This window comes from Dokdonia ponticola (assembly GCF_042653865.1).
Classification (GTDB): Bacteria; Bacteroidota; Bacteroidia; order Flavobacteriales; family Flavobacteriaceae; genus Dokdonia; species Dokdonia ponticola.
The window spans coordinates 57040-80239 of sequence record NZ_JBHSFV010000001.1; the positions used below are offsets into that span (position 1 = coordinate 57040).

General features: G+C 38.1%; 18 protein-coding genes. 11 read left to right on the forward strand and 7 right to left on the reverse strand.

Annotation, left to right across the window (positions count from 1 at the left end):
• Window positions 1-6: 6 nt before the first annotated feature.
• The 3 genes from ACFO3O_RS00245 (at window position 7) to ACFO3O_RS00255 (ending at window position 4936) form a co-directional block, all read left to right on the forward strand.
• On the forward strand, window positions 7-1506 hold the full coding sequence (locus ACFO3O_RS00245; protein WP_379976503.1) for a glycoside hydrolase family 30 protein: 1500 nt from the start codon (window positions 7-9) through the stop codon (window positions 1504-1506).
• Window positions 1507-1682: 176 nt separating this feature from the next.
• A complete protein-coding gene (locus ACFO3O_RS00250; protein WP_379976504.1) occupies window positions 1683-4025 on the forward strand; it encodes an MFS transporter in 2343 nt (780 codons plus the stop codon).
• Between the two features lie 2 nt (window positions 4026-4027).
• The gene (locus ACFO3O_RS00255; protein ID WP_379976505.1) at window positions 4028-4936 is read left to right on the forward strand and encodes a glycoside hydrolase family 17 protein; all 909 of its coding nucleotides are present in this window, start codon (window positions 4028-4030) and stop codon (window positions 4934-4936) included.
• Window positions 4937-5121: 185 nt separating this feature from the next.
• Here the strand turns inward: ACFO3O_RS00255 and ACFO3O_RS00260 are convergent, their stop codons facing one another.
• Window positions 5122-5763, reverse strand: coding sequence for a DUF1684 domain-containing protein (locus ACFO3O_RS00260; protein ID WP_379976506.1), 642 nt, complete (start codon window positions 5761-5763; stop codon window positions 5122-5124).
• Between the two features lie 244 nt (window positions 5764-6007).
• On the opposite strand from ACFO3O_RS00260, the gene ACFO3O_RS00265 reads away from it, so the two are divergent.
• A complete protein-coding gene (locus ACFO3O_RS00265) occupies window positions 6008-7207 on the forward strand; it encodes an MFS transporter (protein WP_379976507.1) in 1200 nt (399 codons plus the stop codon).
• Between the two features lie 55 nt (window positions 7208-7262).
• A complete protein-coding gene (locus tag ACFO3O_RS00270; protein WP_379976508.1) occupies window positions 7263-8060 on the forward strand; it encodes a DJ-1/PfpI family protein in 798 nt (265 codons plus the stop codon).
• A gap of 163 nt (window positions 8061-8223) precedes the next feature.
• Here the strand turns inward: ACFO3O_RS00270 and ACFO3O_RS00275 are convergent, their stop codons facing one another.
• Together ACFO3O_RS00275 and ACFO3O_RS00280 are read right to left on the reverse strand one after the other, a co-directional pair.
• Window positions 8224-9351, reverse strand: a complete 1128-nt coding sequence (locus tag ACFO3O_RS00275; protein ID WP_379976510.1) for a metallophosphoesterase family protein — start codon at window positions 9349-9351, stop codon at window positions 8224-8226.
• A gap of 74 nt (window positions 9352-9425) precedes the next feature.
• Complete coding sequence (locus tag ACFO3O_RS00280) at window positions 9426-10802, reverse strand: hypothetical protein (protein WP_379976511.1); 1377 nt, start codon at window positions 10800-10802, stop codon at window positions 9426-9428.
• Window positions 10803-10930: 128 nt separating this feature from the next.
• Between ACFO3O_RS00280 and ACFO3O_RS00285 the strand changes: the two genes are divergently transcribed.
• From ACFO3O_RS00285 to ACFO3O_RS00310, 6 genes are all read left to right on the forward strand, one after another.
• Window positions 10931-13444 carry a M14 family zinc carboxypeptidase gene (locus ACFO3O_RS00285; RefSeq protein WP_379976512.1) on the forward strand — a complete coding sequence of 838 codons (2514 nt, stop codon included), beginning with the start codon at window positions 10931-10933 and terminating at the stop codon, window positions 13442-13444.
• Between the two features lie 555 nt (window positions 13445-13999).
• Window positions 14000-15001 carry an SAM-dependent methyltransferase gene (locus ACFO3O_RS00290; RefSeq protein WP_379976513.1) on the forward strand — a complete coding sequence of 334 codons (1002 nt, stop codon included), beginning with the start codon at window positions 14000-14002 and terminating at the stop codon, window positions 14999-15001.
• 159 nt (window positions 15002-15160) lie between these two features.
• A complete protein-coding gene (locus tag ACFO3O_RS00295; RefSeq protein WP_379976514.1) occupies window positions 15161-16123 on the forward strand; it encodes an L-threonylcarbamoyladenylate synthase in 963 nt (320 codons plus the stop codon).
• Between the two features lie 34 nt (window positions 16124-16157).
• Window positions 16158-16649 (forward strand): DinB family protein, encoded by a 492-nt coding sequence (locus ACFO3O_RS00300; protein WP_379976515.1) that lies wholly within the window; start codon window positions 16158-16160, stop codon window positions 16647-16649.
• A gap of 506 nt (window positions 16650-17155) precedes the next feature.
• A complete protein-coding gene (locus ACFO3O_RS00305; RefSeq protein ID WP_379976516.1) occupies window positions 17156-17566 on the forward strand; it encodes a hypothetical protein in 411 nt (136 codons plus the stop codon).
• 197 nt (window positions 17567-17763) lie between these two features.
• Window positions 17764-18177 carry a hypothetical protein gene (locus tag ACFO3O_RS00310; RefSeq protein WP_379976517.1) on the forward strand — a complete coding sequence of 138 codons (414 nt, stop codon included), beginning with the start codon at window positions 17764-17766 and terminating at the stop codon, window positions 18175-18177.
• Window positions 18178-18481: 304 nt separating this feature from the next.
• Here the strand turns inward: ACFO3O_RS00310 and ACFO3O_RS00315 are convergent, their stop codons facing one another.
• The 4 genes from ACFO3O_RS00315 to ACFO3O_RS00330 form a co-directional block, all read right to left on the reverse strand.
• On the reverse strand, window positions 18482-19942 hold the full coding sequence (locus ACFO3O_RS00315; protein ID WP_379976518.1) for a MoxR family ATPase: 1461 nt from the start codon (window positions 19940-19942) through the stop codon (window positions 18482-18484).
• 557 nt (window positions 19943-20499) lie between these two features.
• The gene (locus ACFO3O_RS00320) at window positions 20500-21621 is read right to left on the reverse strand and encodes a vWA domain-containing protein (protein WP_379976519.1); all 1122 of its coding nucleotides are present in this window, start codon (window positions 21619-21621) and stop codon (window positions 20500-20502) included.
• 223 nt (window positions 21622-21844) lie between these two features.
• Window positions 21845-22381: a fasciclin domain-containing protein gene (locus tag ACFO3O_RS00325; RefSeq protein ID WP_379976520.1), complete on the reverse strand. Its 537-nt coding sequence runs from the start codon at window positions 22379-22381 to the stop codon at window positions 21845-21847.
• Between the two features lie 192 nt (window positions 22382-22573).
• Window positions 22574-23161 carry a fasciclin domain-containing protein gene (locus ACFO3O_RS00330; RefSeq protein ID WP_379976521.1) on the reverse strand — a complete coding sequence of 196 codons (588 nt, stop codon included), beginning with the start codon at window positions 23159-23161 and terminating at the stop codon, window positions 22574-22576.
• Window positions 23162-23200: the final 39 nt, after the last annotated feature.

Genomic DNA, 23200 nt, shown 5'->3' on the forward strand with positions numbered 1-23200 from the left:
TTAATTATGAAGCATGTAAAAATATCCAGTTTACTCATACTCATTACAACACTAATGGCCTGTACTACAGAAACAGATAATACGCTAAAAGTTGAAGTTTTTGAAACTTCAGCGAGTGGAAATAATTTAACCCCCGTAAACACAGTTTCTCAAGCAGCAGCGACAGAACAAATTACACTATACCCTGAAAAAGAATTACAAACCATTACAGGGTTTGGAGGAGCTTTTACAGAATCTTCGGCGTATTTACTCAATCGATTAAGCAAAAAGAATAGAGATACTATCATACAAGCGTATTTTAGTAAAGAAGGTGCTAATTATTCACTTACCAGAACGCACATGAATTCATGTGATTTCTCTTTATCTCAGTACTCGTACTCCCCAGTAGAAGACGATATGGAGTTGGAGCATTTTTCTGTTAAAGAAGATAAAGACGATTTGATCCCCATGATTAAAGATGCCATGGCAGCCTCTGAAGATGGATTCAAATTATTTGCCTCCCCATGGACCGCCTCGCCTTGGATGAAAGATAATAACGAGTGGGTTGGTGGCAAACTATTACCGAAATACTATGATACATGGGCATTGTTCTTTTCAAAATATGTAGATGCATATAAAGCTGAAGGAATTGATATTTGGGGATTCACCGTAGAAAATGAACCTCATGGTAACGGTAATAACTGGGAAAGTATGCACTACACGCCCGATGAAATGACCAATTTTGTGCAAAACCATTTAGGCCCAAAATTAGAAGCAGATGGGCATGGAGATAAAATCATTCTAGGTTATGATCAGAATAGAGCGGGCCTCAAAGAATGGGTAGACTCTATGTACGCCACCGAAGAAACCTCAAAATATTTTGATGGTACTGCGATACACTGGTATGAAAGTACATTTGAAGTATTCCCTGAAGAATTACAATACGCACATAATAAAGCGCCCAACAAGTTATTAATAGAGACAGAAGGTTGTGTAGACTCCGAAGTCCCTGCATGGAAAGACGATCTATGGTATTGGAGTAAAGAAGCTACAGACTGGGGCTGGGACTGGGCTGCTGAAGAAGAAAAATACCTCCACCCAAAGTATGCTCCCGTGAATCGCTACGCAAGAGATATTATTGGATGTTTAAATAACTGGGTAGACGGCTGGGTAGATTGGAATATGGTGTTAGACAAACAAGGAGGCCCTAATTGGTTTAAAAACTGGTGTGCAGCTCCTGTGATTGTAGATCCAGATGCTGACGAAGTGTATTTTACGCCACTGTTTTATACCATGGCACATTTTAGCAAATACATACGTCCTGGCGCAAAAGTAATCGCCCTCGACCAACCAAAAGACAAAAAATTCATAATAACTGCTGCAAAAAATCCTGATGGCTCTATTGCGGTAGTGGTATTTAATGAAGAACCTGTAGCGAGAGATTTTACCCTTACGCTTCAAGAAAAAACAATCACATTACATATTGAAGGACAAGCATTGCAAACCATTATGATCCCTAGTAGTTAATACATATTATTTTTAAACCAGAGAATAGCGTACAATGAATATATAGCGTGTAAGTTTAAATTAAAAAAGGTGTTTGTATGCTTTCGCGAAACTGCCTCACCAGCAAAAAAGCACATAAAATAAATACGTTTTTAATCTATCACCGAAACCAATAACTAACCAAAAACTAAAAAATTATGTCCACAATTACCAAAAAAGTTCCACTCGGTCAAAAAATTGCCTTTGGCGTTGGAATGTTTGCCAACCAAATGTTTCCTGCCATACTAGGAATATTCATGGTAGTATTGGTTGAAGATTTAAAATTTACTGGACTAATGTGGGGAATGGTTTATTTATTTCCTAGACTATTTGATGCCATCTCAGACCCTATCATGGGTTTCATTTCTGATAATACAAAATCAAAATGGGGAAGACGAAGAGTCTATGTTCTTATAGGAGGTTTCATGATGGGGATTTCTTTTATCTTAATGTGGCAACTTTTTAAGGACAACTCTGTCCAATACAATTTTTGGTACTTCTTTCTTTGGTCGATCGTATTTTATTTAGGTCTTACATTTTTTAGTGTGCCTTATGTTGCGATGGGCTATGAAATGAGTGATGATTATCATGAACGTACTAACATTATGGCGATTGCACAATGGATCGGACAATGGGCTTGGGTAATAGCTCCTTGGTTTTGGGTCATCATGTACGATCCAGAATGGTTCCCATCTGCCGAAGTCGCCGTTAGAGAACTAGCAGTATGGGTCGCAATTCCTTGTGCATTCTGTGCCATGGTTCCTGCACTATTTATAAAAGGAGAATCTACACTTGATAAAGATTACGAACCTCTTAATAGAAATACGATTGGAAGTAGCTTAGTGAAAATATTTCAAAGTTTTAAAGAAGCTTTTAAAATCAAAGAATTTAGAAAGCTTTGTGGAGCTACATTTTTTATATATAACGCCTTCATGGCGGTATCGTCGCTAACATTTTTTGTGATTGTATATAAATTATTTAATGGGGATGCCGGAGCATCTGGCATATGGGTATCCTTATTTGGGTCTCTTGGTGCATTAGGAACTACATTTATTGTAATCCCTGTTGTTGCAGCGCTTGCAAATAAAATAGGAAAGAAAAAAGCATTTATGATTTCCCAAAGTATCTCTATTGTAGGTTACATCATGCTCTACTTTTTATTTGTTCCTGGAAAACCATGGATGTACATTATCGCACTTCCTTTATTTTCATTCGGTATCGGAAGTTTATTTACCATTATGATGTCTATGACTGCAGATGTTATCGACTTAGATGAGTTAACGTCTAGAAAACGTCGTGAAGGAATTTTTGGAGCCATTTATTGGTGGATGGTAAAGGTAGGTTTTGCTATAGCAGGAGCTTTTAGTGGATTAATAATTTGGTTAGTTGGGTTTACTCCCGAAATACCTACAGTAGATCAAATGGGACCCGTAGATGGATTACACGCTTTCTTTTGTGTCTTCCCTGTATTAGGAACATTAGCTGCTATGTATATTATGAAAGATTATAATATCGATGAAGCAAGAGCAAACGAAATCCGAGAAGAATTAGAAAAACGTAAACAACCAGTACAAAACCCTACCTCGTATTATCAGATAGGCAAATTGTCATCTTTAATGGCAAATACGATCGATGCACATGCTGAAAGTGATGTTGACTTCAGTACTATGTCTGTTCCTGAGATTACAAATTTATTTACAAAATCACTAGACAAAGGCCTACATGGTATTTGTTTTAGTCCATATACAGAAGGGCAAAATCTCGGAGATCAATTATCAGTAAGTCAAATCAAACGACGTATGGATATCATCGCGCCTCACACACAATGGGTGCGCTCTTTCTCTTGTTCTGACGGAAATGAATTGATCCCTAAAGTAGCTCACGAAAAAGGATTAAAAACCATGGCTGGTGCATGGATAGGTCGAGACAAAACTCAAAACAATAAAGAAATCGCAAGACTCATAGATCTCGCTAAAAAGGGATATGTAGATATTGCAGTGATTGGAAATGAAGCCTTAATGAGAGGAGATGTAAGCGAGCAAGAGATTATCGAGTACATTCAAACCGTGAAGAAAGCATTACCAGAAATTACAGTAAGTTATGTAGATGCCTATTATAAATTTCACGAACATCCAGCACTTATAGATGCATGTGATGTAATTCTAGTGAACTGCTACCCTTTCTGGGAAGGATGTAGTATTGAAGAATCATCTCGCTATCTAAGACAAATGTATGAAGTTACAAAAAGCATTTCTAAAGGGAAACCTGTTATTATCACAGAAACGGGATGGCCTAACCAAGGAGATGACAAAGGAGGTGCTACACCTTCACCTGAAAATGCAATGAAATATTTTATAAATACCGTAAATTGGTCACAACAAAATGAAATACCTGTATTCTATTTCTCTTCCTTTGATGAGTCTTGGAAAGTACATCAAGAAGGAGATGTAGGAGCACGTTGGGGGCTATGGAATACCCAAGAAAAATTAAAATATAAATAAACATGTCATATAGAGGAGATCATAATTATCTACTTGAAAACGCAGAATTCACAGAACATAAAGGCGTTGATTTTAGTAAATACACCACCAAAGAATTAGAGAAGCTTTGGAGAAAAACCTTAAAAGCAGGAATGCACGGCTTGTGTTTTAGTATGTATGAAGACGGGCAAAAACCTGGTGATATCATCACAGAGGCACAAGTAGAACGAAGAATAAATATCATAAAACCGTACACCAAATGGGTGCGCTCTTTCTCGTGTATTGAAGGAAATGAGTATGTACCTCGTATTGCACATAAACATGGACTCAAGACCATGGTTGGTGCTTGGTTAAGTGATGATTTAGAAAAAAACGAAGAAGAAATTGACGCCTTAATCGCACTAGCCAAAGAAGGTTGTGTTGATATTGCCGCCGTAGGAAATGAAGTGTTGTATAGAAACGAACTCACAGAGGAGCAATTACTAGACTATATCTATACCGTAAAAGAAGCCCTACCAAATATTCCTGTGGGGTATGTAGACGCGTATTACGAATTCTCACATCATCCTAAACTTGCAGAAGCGTGTGATATTATCCTATCCAACTGTTATCCCTATTGGGAAGGATGTGATCTGGAGCATTCTTTAAATCATATGCAACAAATGTATGGACAAGCGAGTCATGCAGCACAAGGTAAGAGAGTGATCATTACAGAAACAGGATGGCCTAGTCATGGTACCAACTTAAAAGGAGCATATCCTTCTCGAGAAAATGCCATGAAATACTTTATCAACGCGCAAGTGTGGTCTGCAAAAGCAGACATAGATATGTTCTATTTTTCATCTTTTGATGAATCATGGAAAGTAGGTCCAGAAGGAGATGTAGGTGCTTATTGGGGACTTTGGGATAAAAACGAAAAATTAAAGTTTTAATACAGAACTACAAAATAGAAGAGGCTGTATAAAAAGTAGCATACAGGCTAAAATGTCATCCTGAGCCTGTCGAAGGAGTATTGGTTATCAATACATTAAAAACTTCAAAAAAACCTGTCTTAAGCTTATTAGAAGGCTTATTTTGAAAAGTTTATACTACTTTTTAGACAGTCTCTTTAGTTTAATCAATGCATTTCAAAATCCTTCACGCCTGCTTCTATCCGAATTGTTAGATCATTGTATGCCGGGGGGATAGGACAATTATATCCTGTGGTATACGCACAATACGGATTATAGTTTTTATTAAAATCTATACTAAGCGTACCATCCACAATATCAGATTGCTCTATATCGATATAACGCCCACCTCCATAAGAACCGTCGCCACTCGTATAGTCTGTAAAAGGTAAAAAGAGACTCTGTCCATATTCATGCTCTGGATGATCTCGATAATACGTATTTTGATATATAGGCAACGTAAACGTCTTTCCTTCTATCTCAAAGTTGGCAATCCCGTACATCACATATTCCCTTGTACGCCCTGAAGATAAGGCCATATCAAACGGCGTAGCATCGGGTGTTTTGGTAAAGGTGGCGCTTACGCGAAATTTTAAGTCGATGGGATAGAATTCTAATCCATGAAAGTCTTTTAGTTGCTTTTTACTCAAAATAGAGGTCGCTGGATTTTGGTATACGTCAGACAGCGAATCCTGATGTCTTTGAGCCTCCAACACCCAATGTTCGTCTTGTTTTAATGAAGAAATAGTTGTCTGAGAAATAGCTACTTTCGCGAAAGCAAAAACCACTAAAAAAATATAAAATTTCATTTTTCTTGTTTTAAGAAGATACAAGTAACATATTTTTTTCCTAGTTTTGAGGAATCAAATTTAAAAAATGAAACGAGTCAATACATATTGCACAACCCAAACGTGGAATTCCCAACGTCGGATGCTATGTATTGTCTTTCTATAAATAGATCAAATAATCCATACAAAAAGTCCGACCCTAGCGTCGGACTTTTTGATTTTATAAAGCTGGCGCAGGATATAAATACCTATCAAAAACACCTGTATGATGAAAAAATTACTGCGCAATTACATAAAAACCTTTGAAGGCCTCTCTAAAGAAGTTTGGTGGCTGTCATTGATTACATTCGTTAATCGTTTTGGAGCAATGGTGGTGCCCTTTTTATCTATCTATCTTAATGAGAGTATAGGCATCTCAGAAAAAAACATAGGGTGGATCATGACGGCCTATGGGTTAGGATCTGTCACGGGGTCTTACCTTGGAGGGAAACTAACGGACTGTTTGGGATACTATAAAGTAATCCTTATAAGTCTCTTTTTTACAGGAATTAACTTCTTGTGGGTGATGCATATCACTAGCTTTATGGGTCTTTGTCTTTCTTTCTTTTTCCTGATTACTATGGCCGATATGGGACGTCCAGCGTTTTTTGTGGCACTAAGCGCCTATTCAAAACCAGAAAACAAAACACGCTCCCTTACCCTATTAAGACTTGCCATTAACCTTGGAATGGGTGCAGGTCCTATGATAGGTGGTATTTTAATTGGTACGTTAGGATATAAGGCACTCTTTTATGCCGATGGATGTACTTGCTTACTAGCTGCTTTTTTAATGATGTATGTACTCAATCCTAAAAAAGCAAAAGAAGTAGATACAGAAGTAATCGTAGCCATGCCTGTCGCACCCCAAAAAGATATTCCGTATCTATATTTTCTCATTGGGCTCTCTTTATTTGCGATGGTGTTTCTCCCCATTTTTACAGTAGTACCTCTCTATTACCGATCTGTCTACCAAATAAGCGAAGTTAATGTCGGACTATTAATGGGGGTTAATGCCTTTTTGATTGTGATTCTAGAAATGCCTTTAGTCGCTTGGTTACAAAAAAAGAGTTTTGATAATATTCAACTTACCATAATAGGTATCGTATTTACTGGCGTAAGCTATCTGGCTCTTTTATGGGAAGCATGGGTAGGCGTGGTATTGATCTCCATCGTACTTTTGACTTTTGGCGAAATGATAGGCTTTCCGTTTAGTAATAAATTTGCCTTGGATCGTTCGAAAATAGGAAAACAGGGCGCTTTTATGGGCTTATATACCATGGCATTTGCCATCGCCAATATTGTCGCACATAATGCTGGAATGCAGATAACAGCCTACTATGGTTTTAAAATGGTTTGGCTATTTTTATTTGGGCTGGCTGCTATTGCTTGTTTTTTTATGTACCTATCCAGACGAATGCTTGCGTAGTAAACATCAACCCATATATAATAGAAAACCTATCTTTAACATCTAAATAAGATTAATGAAATACGTATTAACACTCTTAATCACATTAGCTACTATCTCTTGTGGAGATACTTCTCAAGACAAAGAGATAAATGATACGCAACAAACTGTATCAGATAATCAAGAAAAAAAGTCCGCTGGAGTTGATACTAAGCAAGGTCGAAGTACGAAAACGAAACCAACATTAATAGAAGGACGCTACAATGTTGCTTTTTTGATCATGGACGGCACCTATAACACAGAACTCACCGCGCCTTTTGACATTTTCCAGCATACACAGTATCGGGAAAACATTAAGCAGATGAATGTCTTTACAGTGGCAAATACGCTAGATCCTATCCGCACATTTGAAGGGATGTACCTCCTACCCGACTTTGATTATACCGCACCAAACCTTCCGAATATTGATATTCTGGTCATTCCAAGTGCCGAACATCACCTAGACACCGATCTAGAGGATCAAGTAATGCTGAATTTTGTCAAAAAAGTAGATGAAAATGCGCTCTTTATGACCTCCCATTGTGATGGTGCTTTCGTACTCGCCAAAGCTGGGCTTTTGGATGGTAAAGTATCTACGACCTTTCCAAGTGATATAGATAAGATGCGTGAGACTTTTCCCCAGCTAGATATTCGTAAAGAAGTCCTATTTGTGCACGATGGGAAATACATTACCTCAGCAGGCGGCGCTAAGAGTTTTGAAGCCGCACTCTATCTTTCAGAACATTTATATGGAGCAGAAATTGCACGTTCTCTTGCAGGAGGATTGGTCATTGATTGGAAACTAGAGGAAGTACCTCATGTGATTATAGAATAAGAGACTATCTAAAAAGCTAAGACAGCCTCTTATTTTTATTTGGATAGGTATCGACTTGTTCTCAAATATGCAATTCTCAAGGATTTTATTCTTTTTTTAGACCATCCTTTATACGCTTTCGCGAAAGCGTACTTATATGCCTCATATCTCTTAGTATTTGTAATTACTGACACCCTTCGTAAGGATCTGGAAATCCTTTTGGATTCTTTGCCCATGTCAATGTTGTTTTATCTCTTGAGGTCATAGGATTTTTAGGAACAGGAGCTAGATAGGTGTCCCCTGTGCAATAGCCTTGGGTATCTAGTTCAATAGTTCCATCACTCATCACCGTAATCAAGCTATATCCAAAAAATGGCGGTGAATGCGGTACATGACGGTTATTAACACTTCCACCATGACCTGCGACTATTTGATAGGTCCCGCCACCTAAAGCGTCATTGATAGGTTGCCAACGTTCATAATCATGTTGATGTGCAGAGAGCATGGCTACTACCCTATTTTCTTCAAATGTAGGCCATAATTGTCCGCCTTGTGGCAACCCTCCATGCCCAGTATCTGGATTTCCACCCACATAATACGGACGATGTCCTACCACAAAAATATGATCAATAGCTGTATCTTTTTTGAAAGCCTCTACTTGCTGATTTACCCAATTAACTGGAACTTGTCCTTCTAAGCCATTAGCGTTATAGGTGTCTGTGTTCATGACCACAAAACCTACATTGTGCTTGGTAAATGTAAAAGACAATCGATTATCTAACCCTAAGGTATCAGGAGCTGTTTTTCTGGAAGTTGGCATATAGTCTTTCATATAGCGTAACCAAACATCTGTGCTTCGTGCTAGTGGTATCTCTCCGCTGGGAGTATAGGTTAACATCTCATGATTTCCTGGCACGGCGACGAGCTCAATACTGGATTGACTAATAGGATTATTCTCATATACTTTTTTCCAAGCATTGAGCTGGGAATTAAGATGGATAGTATCACTTTCGGCAAGCACCAAATCTCCTAGAAAAAAGAAGATCTCTGGTTTCTGAGCTAAGTTATTCATATGCTCATACATACGGTCTAATGCGTACATATTAGCCGTTGAAGGATTTGAAGGTGACTGGTTATGTCTATCTATACGATTACAGCCTACAAAAGAGAAACTAAAAATAGGTTTTACTGCTTCTTTAGAAACAACTTCAGGTGTTTCTTTCTTTTTTTCTTGTTCCGGTTTTTCTGATTGATTTTTACAACTACAAAAGACGGTAAGTGCTATAACGCAACTCCAAATAATACGATTCATAATGATTAGTTTTGATAAAATTAGTAGTATTTACAAACGTATATATACGTAATACTACCTGTTTACCATACTACTTAATCATCATAAAACTTTGATTTTCCAAGATATGCTTTAATAATTCCATTCCACTCCTCTCCTATTCTCAAGGCCGTTGTACCCTCTATATTGTAGAGAAGTTCGTAGTCTTTAAAGCCGCTTTTAAGAAGTTCTTCTAGATAAAACAATGCAGCATTCTCATCACCTTCTTTAGCACTCAAAGAAACCGCATTTATAAAAGCTTGCTGATTGGTAGGATCTACAAGCGTGCGGAGTACATTCATAAAGAGCAATTGCTCGATTTTAGCGTTTTTTTGACGAATCTCGTCATATTTATCTTCCACCAATGTTTTGACAAAGCCTTTTAAACGAATAGACGCTTTACGCTCTTGGTCATGAGAAGCGGTACTATCTATCTTTGCATCTAGGTCATTCATTTGAAAACTCCACCACCCTAAATTATCAAAATAAGAGTTTTTAGAATCTTCATTAAGATAGTATTGAAAATCTTCTGCAAGAAGTACTTCTGCATATTTTACAGATGTTTGTCTTGAACGTTTTACTTTGAAGGTAGCATTCCCTCGTATGGTTCGTAATAATTCCTTTTGTGAATCTGTGTCCACACGCCCTTTATATTGCTTTCTTAAGTCTTGTACAAAGCTAAATGCTGATAAGTGCTTGCGTTGTTTATATAACAATTCTCCGAAAGCGAGATCACTGTCATAATATTTTTGGACTTCCTCTTGAGGTGTTGTTTTTGTAAGTAATATATCAACCATTGCTGCCGACAAAAAACCTGCCTCAGGCCAATCAGCTCCTCCATTGTACTCATAATACCCCGCAAAACTAGTACTACTGCGTAATATGTTTTGATACCCTCGTAATTTATAGTAATTAGGGTTTTCATCCCCAGATATTAATGTCAGCTTCATACCAGAATTCTTTTTAAAAATAGTATTATCCAAAAAGATATCATTTACAGCAATCACCCCTTTTATTTTTTGAGTAGTATACGCACCCGCACTAGCGACCAAAGCACCATCTCCCCTTCCTGCAAGAATAATTTTTGTAGCATCAATAGCATACCGTTGATAGACGGTATTGAGTAACTTTTCTGTTTTTTTAAGTCCTGTTTTCAGCGAATCTTTAATAGCAAAATTTGCGCCCACAATAATACTACTTGTAAGTTCTGATCCTATCGTAAACTGCTGTACTGCGAGAGCACCTTGATTTGTTTCATCAAAAATAAAAACAACAGGATAGCTTCCATTTTCATCGTAATTTCTGGGAAGATATAATGCGTAGGTATCTGTCTGATCATCATCTAAAGCAATAGAAGGAATAATGGATCCTGGAACAATATCTTGTCCAAAAACGGAAGTAGAAATGAGGAGAAAAAGGAGAAAAAAACGCATAAGCAATTTAAATTTTCATCAATTATATCAAATATCGTGCAAGAAATAGTCTAAAAAAAATAAAAGCTCCTATATGTAAAGGCTTTCTATTTATTTTTTAATAATTTTAGTCAACTAAAACTTTGTGTATGAAACGCTCATTACTCGTTATTATTCTCCTTTTATCCGCTTTCGCGAAAGCGCAAGACTACTACTTCGCTAAATATGCTCCTTTCCAGCAAAATATTCCGACACCAGAACAGTATCTCGGGTATGCCATTGGAGACCAACATACACGGCATGATCAAATTGTTTCTTACCTAGAAAAACTAGCCGAAGTATCCGATCGCGCTACCATCATGGAGTATGGAAAAACCCACGAAGGCAGAAAATTAGTCATGTTCACCGTGTCGACATCAGACAACCATAACAATATAGAAAGCATCAAGCAGCAACATCTTGCGTTTAGCAATACTTCCCAAAAAGTGAGTAATTATGACGAAGTACCCATCTTCATACAACTAGGCTATAATGTACACGGAAATGAACCTTCTAGTTCTGAAGCAGCCTTACTAACGGCTTACACGCTCGTTGCTTCTGAGCATCCAGACATAGTGAATTATAGAAAAAATGCGATCATTTTCATTGATCCAACCATTAATCCTGACGGCCGAGATCGTCATACGCAATGGGCCAATAGCTTTAAAGGATCGCCATTAGTATCTGATAATATAGATGCAGAGCACACTGAAATGTGGCCCCGTGGACGTACCAATCATTATTGGTTTGACTTGAATCGCGATTGGTTGCTAGGCATCAATCCAGAAAGCCGTGGTAAACTCAACTGGTATCATGAGTGGTATCCAAATGTGGTTACTGATTTTCATGAAATGGGTACCAACAGCACCCACTTCTTTGAACCTATGGTACCAATAGGAAGCCTTGATCCGATTATGCCTAAAGAAAATTATGAGGACCTCAACGATTTATTTGCACCCTATTTTTCGGATGCTTTGGATCAGATTGGTTCTTTTTATTTTACCAAAGAAGCCTTTGACGGCACCTATCCCGGCTATGGAAGTTCGTACCCAGACCTCCAGGGCGCCTTAGCCCTCCTTTTTGAACAAGCCAGTAGTCGAGGGCATTTACAAGACACCGATTTTGGAACGATCTCGTTTGCCTTTACCATCAGAAATCAGTACACCTCTGGGTTTGCTACCGTAAAAGCCGCTGTTGAAAATAAAGCGCAGTTGCGTAAATACCAGCAGGATTTCTTTGTCTCCGCTTTAGCGAAAGCAAAAACAGACCAAGCCGCTGCTTATGAATTTGGTGATCCCAACGATCGTAATCGCACCAAAGCCTTTATAGACAAACTACTCTTGCACCGAATTAAAACCTATAAAAAAGGAGATGGCACCTATGTGGTACCTGTTGCACAAGCTCAAAAACGAATGGTACAATCTTTCTTTGAAACTTATAGCAAATATCGTGATAGTGTCTATTATGACGCAAGTGCGTGGAGTGTGGCTAATTTTTACAACATGCGCGCCAAAGAACTGTCTAGTGTTCCTAGTTTACAAAATGAAATTACAAGTACAAGTTCGCTTGCTACGGTAACACCGGTATCTAAAACCAACTATGCGTATTTAATTGATTATAATGATTACAATGCTTCGGCTTTACTGTATCATTTACAGCAAAAAGGAATCATAGTTTCTACCGCTTTTAAACCCTTTACTGCCAAAACAAAAAGCGGCACTGTCGATTTCAACTACGGAACGCTTATGGTGCCTGTAAGCAGACAATCATTAGATGCTACTAATGTATTTACGATTGTATCAGAAGCGCAACAACGTTTTCAGGTGCCTATCTATGCAGCAGATACTGGTTTTAGTGTAAAAGGTATTGACTTAGGAAGTAGCAACTTTGCCAAGATAGACACCCCTAAAGCCCTTATGATTATTGGGAATGGGACTAGCTCTTACGAGGCTGGAGAAGTGTGGCACTTACTAGACACCCGTGTCCACATGCCTATCACCAAAGTATTGATGTCTAATTTCGGGCGTGTGAATTTAACCGACTATAACACCTTAGTCATGGTTTCTGGGAATTACAATGATCTTTCAGATAGTGAGCTGAAAAACATCAAAGACTGGGTATCCCAAGGAAATACACTTATTACCATTGGGCGTGCTACTTCATGGGCGATTAATAAAAAGGTAGCCACAGGAAAACTGACTGAAAAGAAAAAGGATACAGCGAAAGTAACCGAACGTAAAAACTATGTAGATGAGAGACCTAATCGCGGTAAGCAACGCCTAGGAGGTGCTATTTTTGAAGTCGATTTAGATATAACGCATCCACTAGGGTTTGGATTTACCGCGCGTGATCTTCCTGTATATAAAAATAATAATGTATGGTTAGCCCCAAGTAAAGACGAATACAATACTGTCGCCAAATACACCAAAGACCCACACATCGACGGATTTATCTCTGACGAGAACTTGGAAGATAACTTAAAACCTTCTGCCTCGCTGGTAGTGAGTCCGCAAGGGAGAGGTCGCGTGGTCCTTTTTGCCGATAATCCCAACTTTAGAGGCAGTTGGTATGGTACTAACAAGCTGTTTTTAAACGCATTGTTCTTTGGGAATTTAATCAACTAAGATTCCTAAATGCCAACGGGTAGGTTGGTGGTTGTTTTAAAATCTTTGTATTTTTTTCTTTACAAAGATTTTAAAACTTTCCGTTTCTACACCTCTGTAAACTGTTTTTAAACGCATTGTTCTTTGGGAATTTAATCAACTAAGATTCCTAAATGCCAACTGGAAGGTTGGTGGTTGGAAAAAACGCTATTCAGATGCTTTTAAAATAGAGTAATACTCTAAAATAGAACACTACTCTATTTTAAAACTTATAGATAACAGTTTCCCCGCTAGAAAGACGTTGTGCTGAGCTTGTCTAAATAGGGGATTAAGGGGTGTGTTCTTACAAACGCTCCAGTTAACATCTCCCTCAATCCCTCCTTTCTAGGAGGGAAACTCAAAATAATATCAAACATACGATGGTCGGAGAAACAAAAATTAAACTTCAAATTTAAATGACTTAGCATACCTTTAATTCGATAGCGTATGAATTCTATATGTGTAATTTGTTTCCTAAATTCGCTCACAAACCATCTAACAAACACCATTTAAAAGCACTAAAAAGGGATACATATAATGACAGACCAAAACACACGAGAGCTCATCCGAACATTTACATCTTCGGTATATGAAAACTCCATCAGCCAAGTTGACGCTGAAAAAAGTATCAACAAAATCCATTCGCATTTTAAGGAAATCACCAACATTACCGGATACGACTCTAAAATTGAACATCTAGCGGCTATTCCTACAGCCAAAGGGAAGGCATTAGGCTTAAATTTTGCCGCACAATGCTTATTCGATTACAAGCGAACGACCCAGTTTTTAAGAGCCATGATCACGGTCATTAAAGAGAAACAAAAAGAAAAACCTGGAGAATTGATCCGTATTTTTTATGCTGGCTGCGGTCCTTATGCCCCCTTTATAACACTGGTAGCGCCTTTATTTCAACCCGAAGAAGTCCAGTTTTCACTGCTGGAAATTAATAGTAATGCGGTCGCTTCCGCGAAAAAATTAATGGATGCCCTTGAATTGTCTGCCTATCTTCAAAACTTCTATACTGCCGATGCTGTGACCTTTAAAGTACCTGAAGCCGATTCGTTTGACATTTTGTTTAGTGAAACCCTTGATGCAGTATTGTACCGAGAATGTTATGTGCCTATACTGTTTAATTTACTCCCGCAATTCAATCAAGATGTGGTATTGATTCCTGAAAATGTAATCCTTAACGTTTCTCTTGTTACACTCGCTACCGAAGACACAGCGCCCAAGGAAGATGACTTTGGAACTGTTTTTAATACAAGAGAAGCTATTGCATCTCAACAACATCTAGACGCTATTCCTAAACGATTTCCAGGTAAAGAAGTTGATTTATCACAGGTAAATACAGAAGTGTATGAGAAGTTTGTTTTAGATACCAAAGTACATGTTTGGGGAGATATTTGGTTGCATAGAAATGAATCTTCTTTAACCGTGCCCCGTCAATATATGTTAACACAACCCTTTCAAAGTAGTGCTATTATATTTGCTTACTTCATCGAACCAGAAATCGAAATGAAATATAAACCTGTCAAATAAATAAGGTGGATTGCTAACAGTCTAGTTGCAGTTGTAAATAAAATACTTCTGCTTTATCACGTGTTAGTTTTTAAAGATAGCTTAACGCTTCCAAAAACCTAGAACGAATTGTATCGGGTCGTTTTCTTTTAGTAATTTCGCGAAAGCGAATAAAACATAATGAGCATCATTTCTAAGGATATTACAAAAGCTATTGACATCTTAACTAATGAAGACGTCGTTGCCATTCCCACCGAAACAGTTTATGGGTTGGCTGGAAATATATACAGCGAAAAGGCCATTCGTAAGATCTTTTCGGTCAAGCAACGACCGTTATTTAATCCGTTGATTGCACACGTGGCTTCCATTGAAAGCGCTGAAGCACTCGCCGCTGAATTTCCAGAAAAAGCACGAAAACTCGCTGAGGCTTTTTGGCCAGGTTCATTAACCCTACTTTTAAAGAAAAAAGCAACGGTCCCAGATCTCATCACCGCTGGAAAAGACACCGTTGCAGTCAGAATTCCGAATCATCCCGTGACCTTAGAGTTGTTAAAAAACCTACCCTTCCCGCTGGCAGCACCCAGTGCCAATCCTTTTGGGAGCATTAGCCCTACAACTGCTCAACACGTTGAGAATTATTTTAAAGATGCTATTGCCATGGTGCTTGAAGGTGGACCTTGTCAAAATGGCATCGAATCAACCATTGTAGGTTTTGAAGATAACAAACCTGTGATTTACCGTCTAGGATCGATATCTATAGAGGAAATTATCGAAGTGATAGGTGACGTTACGCTTAAAAACAAAAAAGAAGTCGCCCCTAATGCGCCAGGGATGTTATCAAGACACTATGCGCCCAATACCAAATTGTACTTGGTGGATGATGTCGCCGATTTTATAAAAGAGCATCCCACCAAAAAAATAGGCGTCATCCGATTCTCCAACGGACTTACAGCGCCAAACGTAACCCATCTTGAGATTTTATCTGAAAGTGGCAATTTAAAAGAAGCCGCTGCAAAATTGTATACCACCCTACACCAACTAGACACCTTATATTTAGATATGATTGTCGCTGAAAAGTTTCCTGACACAGGATTGGGCACCTCTATAAACGATCGCTTGGAAAGAGCCACGAAGCGTAAATAATGACCTTCATCACAAACACCCTATACATCTTTATATGAATGCTATCATCAACCACCTCATAGAAGAACTCGAAAACATCCAGCATGGGAGTCCGTGGGTGGGAAGTACGTATCAACGCAAACTCAAAAGTATTGATTCTGATTTGGTTTTTAAAAGACCCATGGACGATATGCATAGCATTGCCGAAATCATTTCGCACCTTACCCTATGGAGGAAAGAAGCCATTCTGAAAATTAAAACAGGAAAAGGAAGCAAAACAGATGATTGTGAAGAAAACTGGTTGCCAAATACTATACTAGAACGACAAGGTTGGGCTTCCATAAAAGAAGCCTATGATCATTCTCTCAGCGAACTCATCGCACTTCTCCATCAAGAAAACGATAGCTTTCTCACAAAGGAATATTATGATACCGATTTCAAAGGCACCTACCCTTATCGTTTTCTTTTAAATGGGATGTTACAACATGACCTCTACCATTTAGGACAGCTAGGATTGATTATAAAATACTTAAAGAAATCCTACTAAAACATATCATTTAGCGCCTCTAACATACTAGGCAAAAGTATAAGAGATTATAATTTTCCGCTCCTGCCTGCCGGCGAGGCAGGTTCGAGAAAGATGTGCAAGTCTGTCGATATACCTATTTAAACTCATAACTCTGGATTCTGAATATCAAAATGAAAAAAGAACGATTGGAGATTTTGGATTTTTGATTTTCTAGTTGTCCATGCCTGAATAGCATTGACCACTTTTAGTTAGTGATTCTTTTAACAAGTCCTGAGTCGTGAATCCTGTAGCGCAGCGATCCTGAGTCTTTTATAAAATCGATTGTGAATAACAATGCTAAACTAAGGGCTGACCCCAGTTTATAACTCGTGCCCCACCCCTGAGTATGATAACTCCAAACATAATCCCATCCTAAGTCATCCACAAACACATATCATAACCACTAATGCCATAACAGAATCAATTTTAGTATCTTTTCACATACTTCCATCTAAAAATAACACTCGTAAAAAGAATTTCAACCAATGAAAAAATTCATTCTAAAAATATGGTTTTGGAGGTTATTCATTGTCCATAAGAATACGCTACCCACAAAATCAGATCGTATACATCCAAAAATGGAATATGAGTTGATGTCTGGTGGATTCATCTGGGAAGATGAAGGGTTGTGGGGAATGCAACGCGACTTGGCAAATGCATTTAGATATGTACTTCATCATCGGACGAAATTAGTGCTGGGGCCAATAAACAGTATGGGTATTATGGGATCAGATAATTTTGATAAACAAATTTTTAAAATGGCTCAAAAATATTTTCCAGATTGGATTGGATTTCATGAATCTAGATGCTCCTATAATCCTGAACTAGCCGATAGGATGATGAGAATACTAAAAGTTGCCAATTGGAGAATGGATAAAGTAATCAATGATGACTAATCGAAAATAATGTGCCCAGCGTTGACACCAGTTTGTAACTAGTGCTCCGAACTAGAGCATTGTAACCCAAAGAACAATTTCTCAATAAACCATTCACAAATACAATTTATAACCCCGATATCTATATCTAATCAAAATGTAGTATCTTTTTGCATACTATTTTCTTCACAAAACCGTAAACATTTGAAACAAACATTATGAAAAGAATACTAATACTCCTCCTCTCTATCCCTTTTTTATCGCTAACCATCGAAACAGATGATGCCAACTTCATTGGTACGTGGGTTGGAGAAGATGAAAATGAAATTGGACGCATAAATTTTGATTCAGAAGGGTATGCCTACTTCGAAGTGAAGGGTCAAATTTTTGGAGGGAAAGAATTCTTGTATGAAAGAAAAAAAGGGAGAATGACCTATGAAATTAATAGTGAAACAGATCCCATAGAAGTGGATTTGATATTGACAAAATTGGAAAGCGGAGAACAAAAATCATTACTTTGTATTGCCCATTTTATTGATAAAGATACCATGAAGTTTGCCATAGGGTATAATGATACCCGACCAACCGAATTTGATTCGGAAAACTCCATAACATTTAAAAGAGAAAAGTAAAAATAATTTATACCTGTATGCTCAAACTAAGTTGAACAAGATAAATTAGCGTGTTATCCATATAAGCCATAAAAGCCAGCATCTGAGATGCTAGCTTTTTTATTTAGTGCTATTTGTAAAGTGTTAACCTTACGACAACCCAGAAATGTAACTGCCGTACAAATCATTAAATCGCATTCCATTAGAAAGTTCGTATTTACTCAGTTTTTTAAACCTAGATAACGGAAACGGAAAGTTCTGTATTCTTTGTCAGAAAAAATGTACAAAGAACACAGAACAACCACCCACTTGACATCAAGAAACCTTACGACAACCCAGAAATATAACTCCCATACAAATCATTAAATCGCATTCCATTAGAAAGTTCGTATTTACTCAGTTTTTTAAACTCTACGAGTCCCCACAAAACGAATTCTTTCATAAAATACGAATCTTCAGGAGTGGTATCAGGAAGGTGCTTGTTGATTAAGGCTGTCAATGGAGTGATGCTATCTAGTTTTTGTTTATACTCAGCATCAGAGAGGTCGTCTTCGAGGACAAAACCACTTTGCTCAAAAAACCAAGCCAATACCTCCTCATACGGATCTTCATCAGTGTCTTTGGTCAGTTTTTCTATTTTCGGGAAATGCATTAAAAACAGATTTTTGGTCGCATCCCCGATCAGTTCTTTTGCCACATACGCAGCTCCCTCCTGCTCTCCTTCATACACTAACTCTACTTTTCCTGTAATCGCTGGGATAATGCCCATCAAATCTCCAAAACGAATCGCAGTATGTGACTCCCCACTAATGAGCATACGACGCTCTGCGGTACTCATTAAATTCTCAAATGCCGTAATACTCATACGTGCACTAACCCCACTTTTCTCATCAATAAACTCACTATCACGAGCGGCAAAACTAATTTCTTCCAATAAATCCCGTACCAAATCGGGTACATGTACTTTGTCTTTCTGACGTTCATCGAGACGGGCTTCTTGCTCGGTAATTGCTCTTGCTGTGGCAATATCTTCTGGGTAGTGCGTTAAGATTTGTGAACCAATACGATCTTTCAATGGTGTCACAATACTTCCGCGGTTGGTATAATCTTCAGGGTTTGCCGTGAAGACAAATTGCATATCCAAGGGTAAGCGTAGTTTGAATCCGCGAATCTGGATATCGCCCTCTTGTAAGATATTAAATAACGCCACCTGAATCCGAGCCTGTAAATCGGGTAATTCGTTGATTACAAAAATACTTCGATTCGCTCGTGGAATCATCCCGTAATGAATCACACGATCATCCGCATAGCTCAGTTTGAGATTGGCAGCTTTGATCGGATCCACATCCCCAATGATATCCGCTACGGTGACATCGGGAGTGGCTAATTTCTCTGCAAAACGCTCCGAACGGTGTACCCAATCAATAGGCGTATCATCCCCTTTGTCAGCGATTAATTCTGTAGCATAACGAGAAATGGGCTGCAACGGATCGTCATTAATTTCAGAACCTGCTACAATCGGCATCCACTCATCGAGTAAATTGACCATCTGCCTAGCCAAACGCGTTTTTGCTTGACCGCGTAAACCTAACAAATTAATGTTGTGGCGTGACAAAATTGCGCGTTCCAATTCAGGAATTACTGTGTATTCATACCCGTGAATCCCCGTAAAGGTTGGCTCTTTCTTTTGTAATTTATCAATTAAATGCTCGCGAAGCTCTTCTTTAATACTTCGTGATGTCCAGTTGGATGCTTTTAATTCACCCAGTGTTTGTATGTTTTTCATATGTTTCTTTTAATTTCCGTCCTTCGACTATCGCTCAGGATAGACTCTGACGGGAATCTTATTTTCATTTATACTCCCGTGAACCTCCCTGCGGTAGGCAGGGACGGGAATCTCATTCTTATTAACTTAATCATCTTAAAATAGCGTATTGCTCTATTTTAGAGTAGTACGCTATTTATGCTTTATTCTTCTCTAGTCGGTCATTTCGATACTATTTGCTTCCTGCCTTTCGGCGAAATCAAATCACTCAATGTCCTTTGTTTTATTTTCATTTACGCTTCTACTTCCCTCAATCCTTTACTTCGAAGGGATGGAAACGGAAAGTTTAAAAAAATGAATCAAAAAAATGTATTCATTTTTTAAAACAACCACACCCTACTCGGTTTCAACTTTCGCTTTTCTACTTTCTACTTTACTTTATCCGTTTCTTCCGATTGGTTTCATAATCAATCAAAGGTAGAACGGAAAGTTTAAAAAAATGAATCAAAAAAATGTATTCATTTTTTAAAACAACCACACCCTACTCGGTTTCAACTTTCGTTTTTCTACTTTCTACTTTATTTAATCCGTTTCTTCCGATTGGTTTCATAATCCTGGAAGATCATTTCACCGAGGCCTTGTAAGCCGGTGTAAAAGGCTTTTCCTTGATTGGCTTCGGTAAAGGCATCGACAAATTGTTGCAAATACGGATCACTCGCGATCATGAACGTGGTGATCGGGATGTGTAATTTTCGCGCTTGACGCGCCATCGTATAACATTTACTCACAATATGGGCATCTAATCCATTTGGGTTTTTATAATACCTGCCATCTTTGAGACGTAAACAACTCGGTTTCCCGTCGGTAATCATAAAAATTTGTTTGTTGGTATTTCGTTTACGACGTAGGATATCCATAGCGAGTTCAAGCCCTGCCACGGTGTTGGTATGATAGGGACCGACTTGTAAATAGGGTAAATCCTTGATTTTAATCGGCCAGGCATCGTTGCCAAACACAATAATATCCAACGTATCTTTTGGATACCGCGTGGTGATGAGTTGCGCAAGTGCCATGGCTACTTTTTTGGCGGGTGTAATACGATCTTCGCCATACAGAATCATACTATGGGAAATATCAATCATCAACACCGTACTCATCTGTGCTTTAAAATGGGTTTCTTCAACGACGAGATCACTTTCGCGTAAGCTAAAATCTCCCATTCCATTATTGATTTGTGCATTTCGTAAGCTTTCGGTCATCGAAATGCGCTCCAAGGCATCGCCAAAACGATACCCACGGTAATCCCCTGTATGCTCATCCCCTTGTCCGCTCATTTTAGAACGGTGATTTCCTTGAGTACTTTTTTTGAGTTTTCCAAAAATCTGATCCAATGCCCGCTGACGTATCGCGCGCTCAGTTTTTTCGGTAATCGCCGCACTTTGCGATCCGTCGGGACGAACCTCATCACGGATGTAGCCTTTTTCTTTGAGTTCTTCTACAAAATCATCCAGTGTATAATCTTCGTTGGTCAACGTATACTCCTCATCTAGTTGCTTTAACCAGTCCATCGCTTCATCAAAATCACCTGAAGTATGTGTGATCAGCTCTTGGAAAATATCCAATAGTTTTTCAAACAGCGACTGACTTTCTGCTTCGTAGGGTTTGAAGACAAACCCTTTGCGTTTTTCATCTTTTTTCATGCACTATAAAAATACGATTATTTGTTAAAATGACGCTTTCGCGAAAGCGAACTTAACATGCCTTTAAGAGTAATAAGCGCCTAGAAGCCCCTTGATCCCCAAAGGGGAATACTTATCTGTAAATTTCTTCTCCTTCTTTGAAAAGGTGAGGGTGAGAAAAAAACAATGCCTCACAAGGAGGCATCATCTTCGTCAATAATCATAAAAAAAGGGGGGAATTCTATTATTTTGGCATTAAAACATGGTCTATGGCATGTATTACGCCATTAGAGGCGTCTACATCTGTCATGATAATAACAGACTCTCCACCTTTTGCATCTTCAATAACCACATTACCATTATCCATCGTTAAGGTAATTTTTTCACCTTTTATCGTGTCTACAGCAAAGACTCCGTCATTATCTTTTATTGCTTTTATAATATCTGAAGCTTTATATTTTCCTGCGATCACGTGGTACATTAAAAGATCTGCTAATGCATCTTTATTCTCTAATTTTGAAAGGGAATCTAGGGTACCGTTCTGTAGGTTATCAAAAGCAGCATTAGAAGGTGCAAACACTGTAAATTGGTTTTCTCCTAATAAAATCCATTCGAGTTCTGCTGCCTTTACAGCTGAGAGAAGCGTAGAAAAACTTCCGTTTTCTAAAGCAACTTCGACAAGATTTTTATCTTGATGAATGATTAGTTCTTCATTATCTTTTATGGTGAATGATAAAAAAGATAACGATAAGCAAGCAAGAAGTAACAGTATCTTTTTCATAACATTTTTTATTTTGTTTAAAGATAAGTAAAATATATCAAACAAAATAATCGTAGTGCTCATTATTTTCTAAACCCTATGAAAACAACTGTTTTAGAAGAAGTATGCTAAATACGCATGTATATTTATTAAAACGTATTCACAAAAAAATGCCTCGCAAGGAGGCATTTTTTAAATAAGGTATGCTATTTATTATTTAGGCATTATAACAGTGTCTATAGCATGAATTACTCCATTAGAAGCTGCTACGTCGGTCATTATGATAACAGATGTTCCTCCTTTGGCATCTTTGATCACCACGTTTTCACCGTCCAACATTAATGTGATTTTTTCTCCTTGTACTGTGTCAGCTGTAAATGATCCATTATTTGCTTTGATCGCTTCTACAACATCTGCTGCCATAAATTTTCCAGCAACTACATGGTATGTTAAAATACCTGTAAGAGTCGCTTTGCTCTCTGGTTTTAATAATGTATCTATTGTTCCTTCTGGTAATTTCCCAAAAGCATCGTTGGTAGGTGCAAATACTGTAAATGGTCCATCACCACTTAATGTATCTACTAACTCAGCTGCTTTTACAGCGGCAACTAGTGTAGAAAAATTTTCATTTCCTACGGCAACCCCTACAATGTTTGGCGTTTCTACCTCAGTTACTTCTGTAGTTTCAGTTTCTACGTTTGTCTCAGTTGTAACAGGTTCAGTTGCTTTAGTCTCTTTTTTTTCTCCGCAAGAAGCTACAATTAATCCAGCCGCTAGCATCATTACTATTGTTCTTTTCAAAATAAATGGTTTTTAGTTAATATAAAATTGTTGTAAAAT

Excerpts from the sequence above, each read along its gene's own strand:
- ACFO3O_RS00265 (WP_379976507.1), top strand. The coding sequence starts at position 6,008 with ATGATGAAAAAATTACTGCGCAATTACATAAAAACCTTTGAAGGCCTC.
- ACFO3O_RS00260 (WP_379976506.1), bottom strand. The coding sequence starts at position 5,763 with ATGAAATTTTATATTTTTTTAGTGGTTTTTGCTTTCGCGAAAGTAGCT.
- ACFO3O_RS00325 (WP_379976520.1), bottom strand. The coding sequence starts at position 22,381 with ATGAAAAAGATACTGTTACTTCTTGCTTGCTTATCGTTATCTTTTTTA.
- ACFO3O_RS00275 (WP_379976510.1), bottom strand. The coding sequence starts at position 9,351 with ATGAATCGTATTATTTGGAGTTGCGTTATAGCACTTACCGTCTTTTGT.
- ACFO3O_RS00280 (WP_379976511.1), bottom strand. The coding sequence starts at position 10,802 with ATGCGTTTTTTTCTCCTTTTTCTCCTCATTTCTACTTCCGTTTTTGGA.
- ACFO3O_RS00305 (WP_379976516.1), top strand. The coding sequence starts at position 17,156 with ATGAAAAAATTCATTCTAAAAATATGGTTTTGGAGGTTATTCATTGTC.
- ACFO3O_RS00320 (WP_379976519.1), bottom strand. The coding sequence starts at position 21,621 with ATGAAAAAAGATGAAAAACGCAAAGGGTTTGTCTTCAAACCCTACGAA.
- ACFO3O_RS00250 (WP_379976504.1), top strand. The coding sequence starts at position 1,683 with ATGTCCACAATTACCAAAAAAGTTCCACTCGGTCAAAAAATTGCCTTT.
- ACFO3O_RS00270 (WP_379976508.1), top strand. The coding sequence starts at position 7,263 with ATGAAATACGTATTAACACTCTTAATCACATTAGCTACTATCTCTTGT.
- ACFO3O_RS00290 (WP_379976513.1), top strand. The coding sequence starts at position 14,000 with ATGACAGACCAAAACACACGAGAGCTCATCCGAACATTTACATCTTCG.
- ACFO3O_RS00310 (WP_379976517.1), top strand. The coding sequence starts at position 17,764 with ATGAAAAGAATACTAATACTCCTCCTCTCTATCCCTTTTTTATCGCTA.
- ACFO3O_RS00255 (WP_379976505.1), top strand. The coding sequence starts at position 4,028 with ATGTCATATAGAGGAGATCATAATTATCTACTTGAAAACGCAGAATTC.
- ACFO3O_RS00245 (WP_379976503.1), top strand. The coding sequence starts at position 7 with ATGAAGCATGTAAAAATATCCAGTTTACTCATACTCATTACAACACTA.
- ACFO3O_RS00285 (WP_379976512.1), top strand. The coding sequence starts at position 10,931 with ATGAAACGCTCATTACTCGTTATTATTCTCCTTTTATCCGCTTTCGCG.
- ACFO3O_RS00300 (WP_379976515.1), top strand. The coding sequence starts at position 16,158 with ATGAATGCTATCATCAACCACCTCATAGAAGAACTCGAAAACATCCAG.
- ACFO3O_RS00315 (WP_379976518.1), bottom strand. The coding sequence starts at position 19,942 with ATGAAAAACATACAAACACTGGGTGAATTAAAAGCATCCAACTGGACA.
- ACFO3O_RS00295 (WP_379976514.1), top strand. The coding sequence starts at position 15,161 with ATGAGCATCATTTCTAAGGATATTACAAAAGCTATTGACATCTTAACT.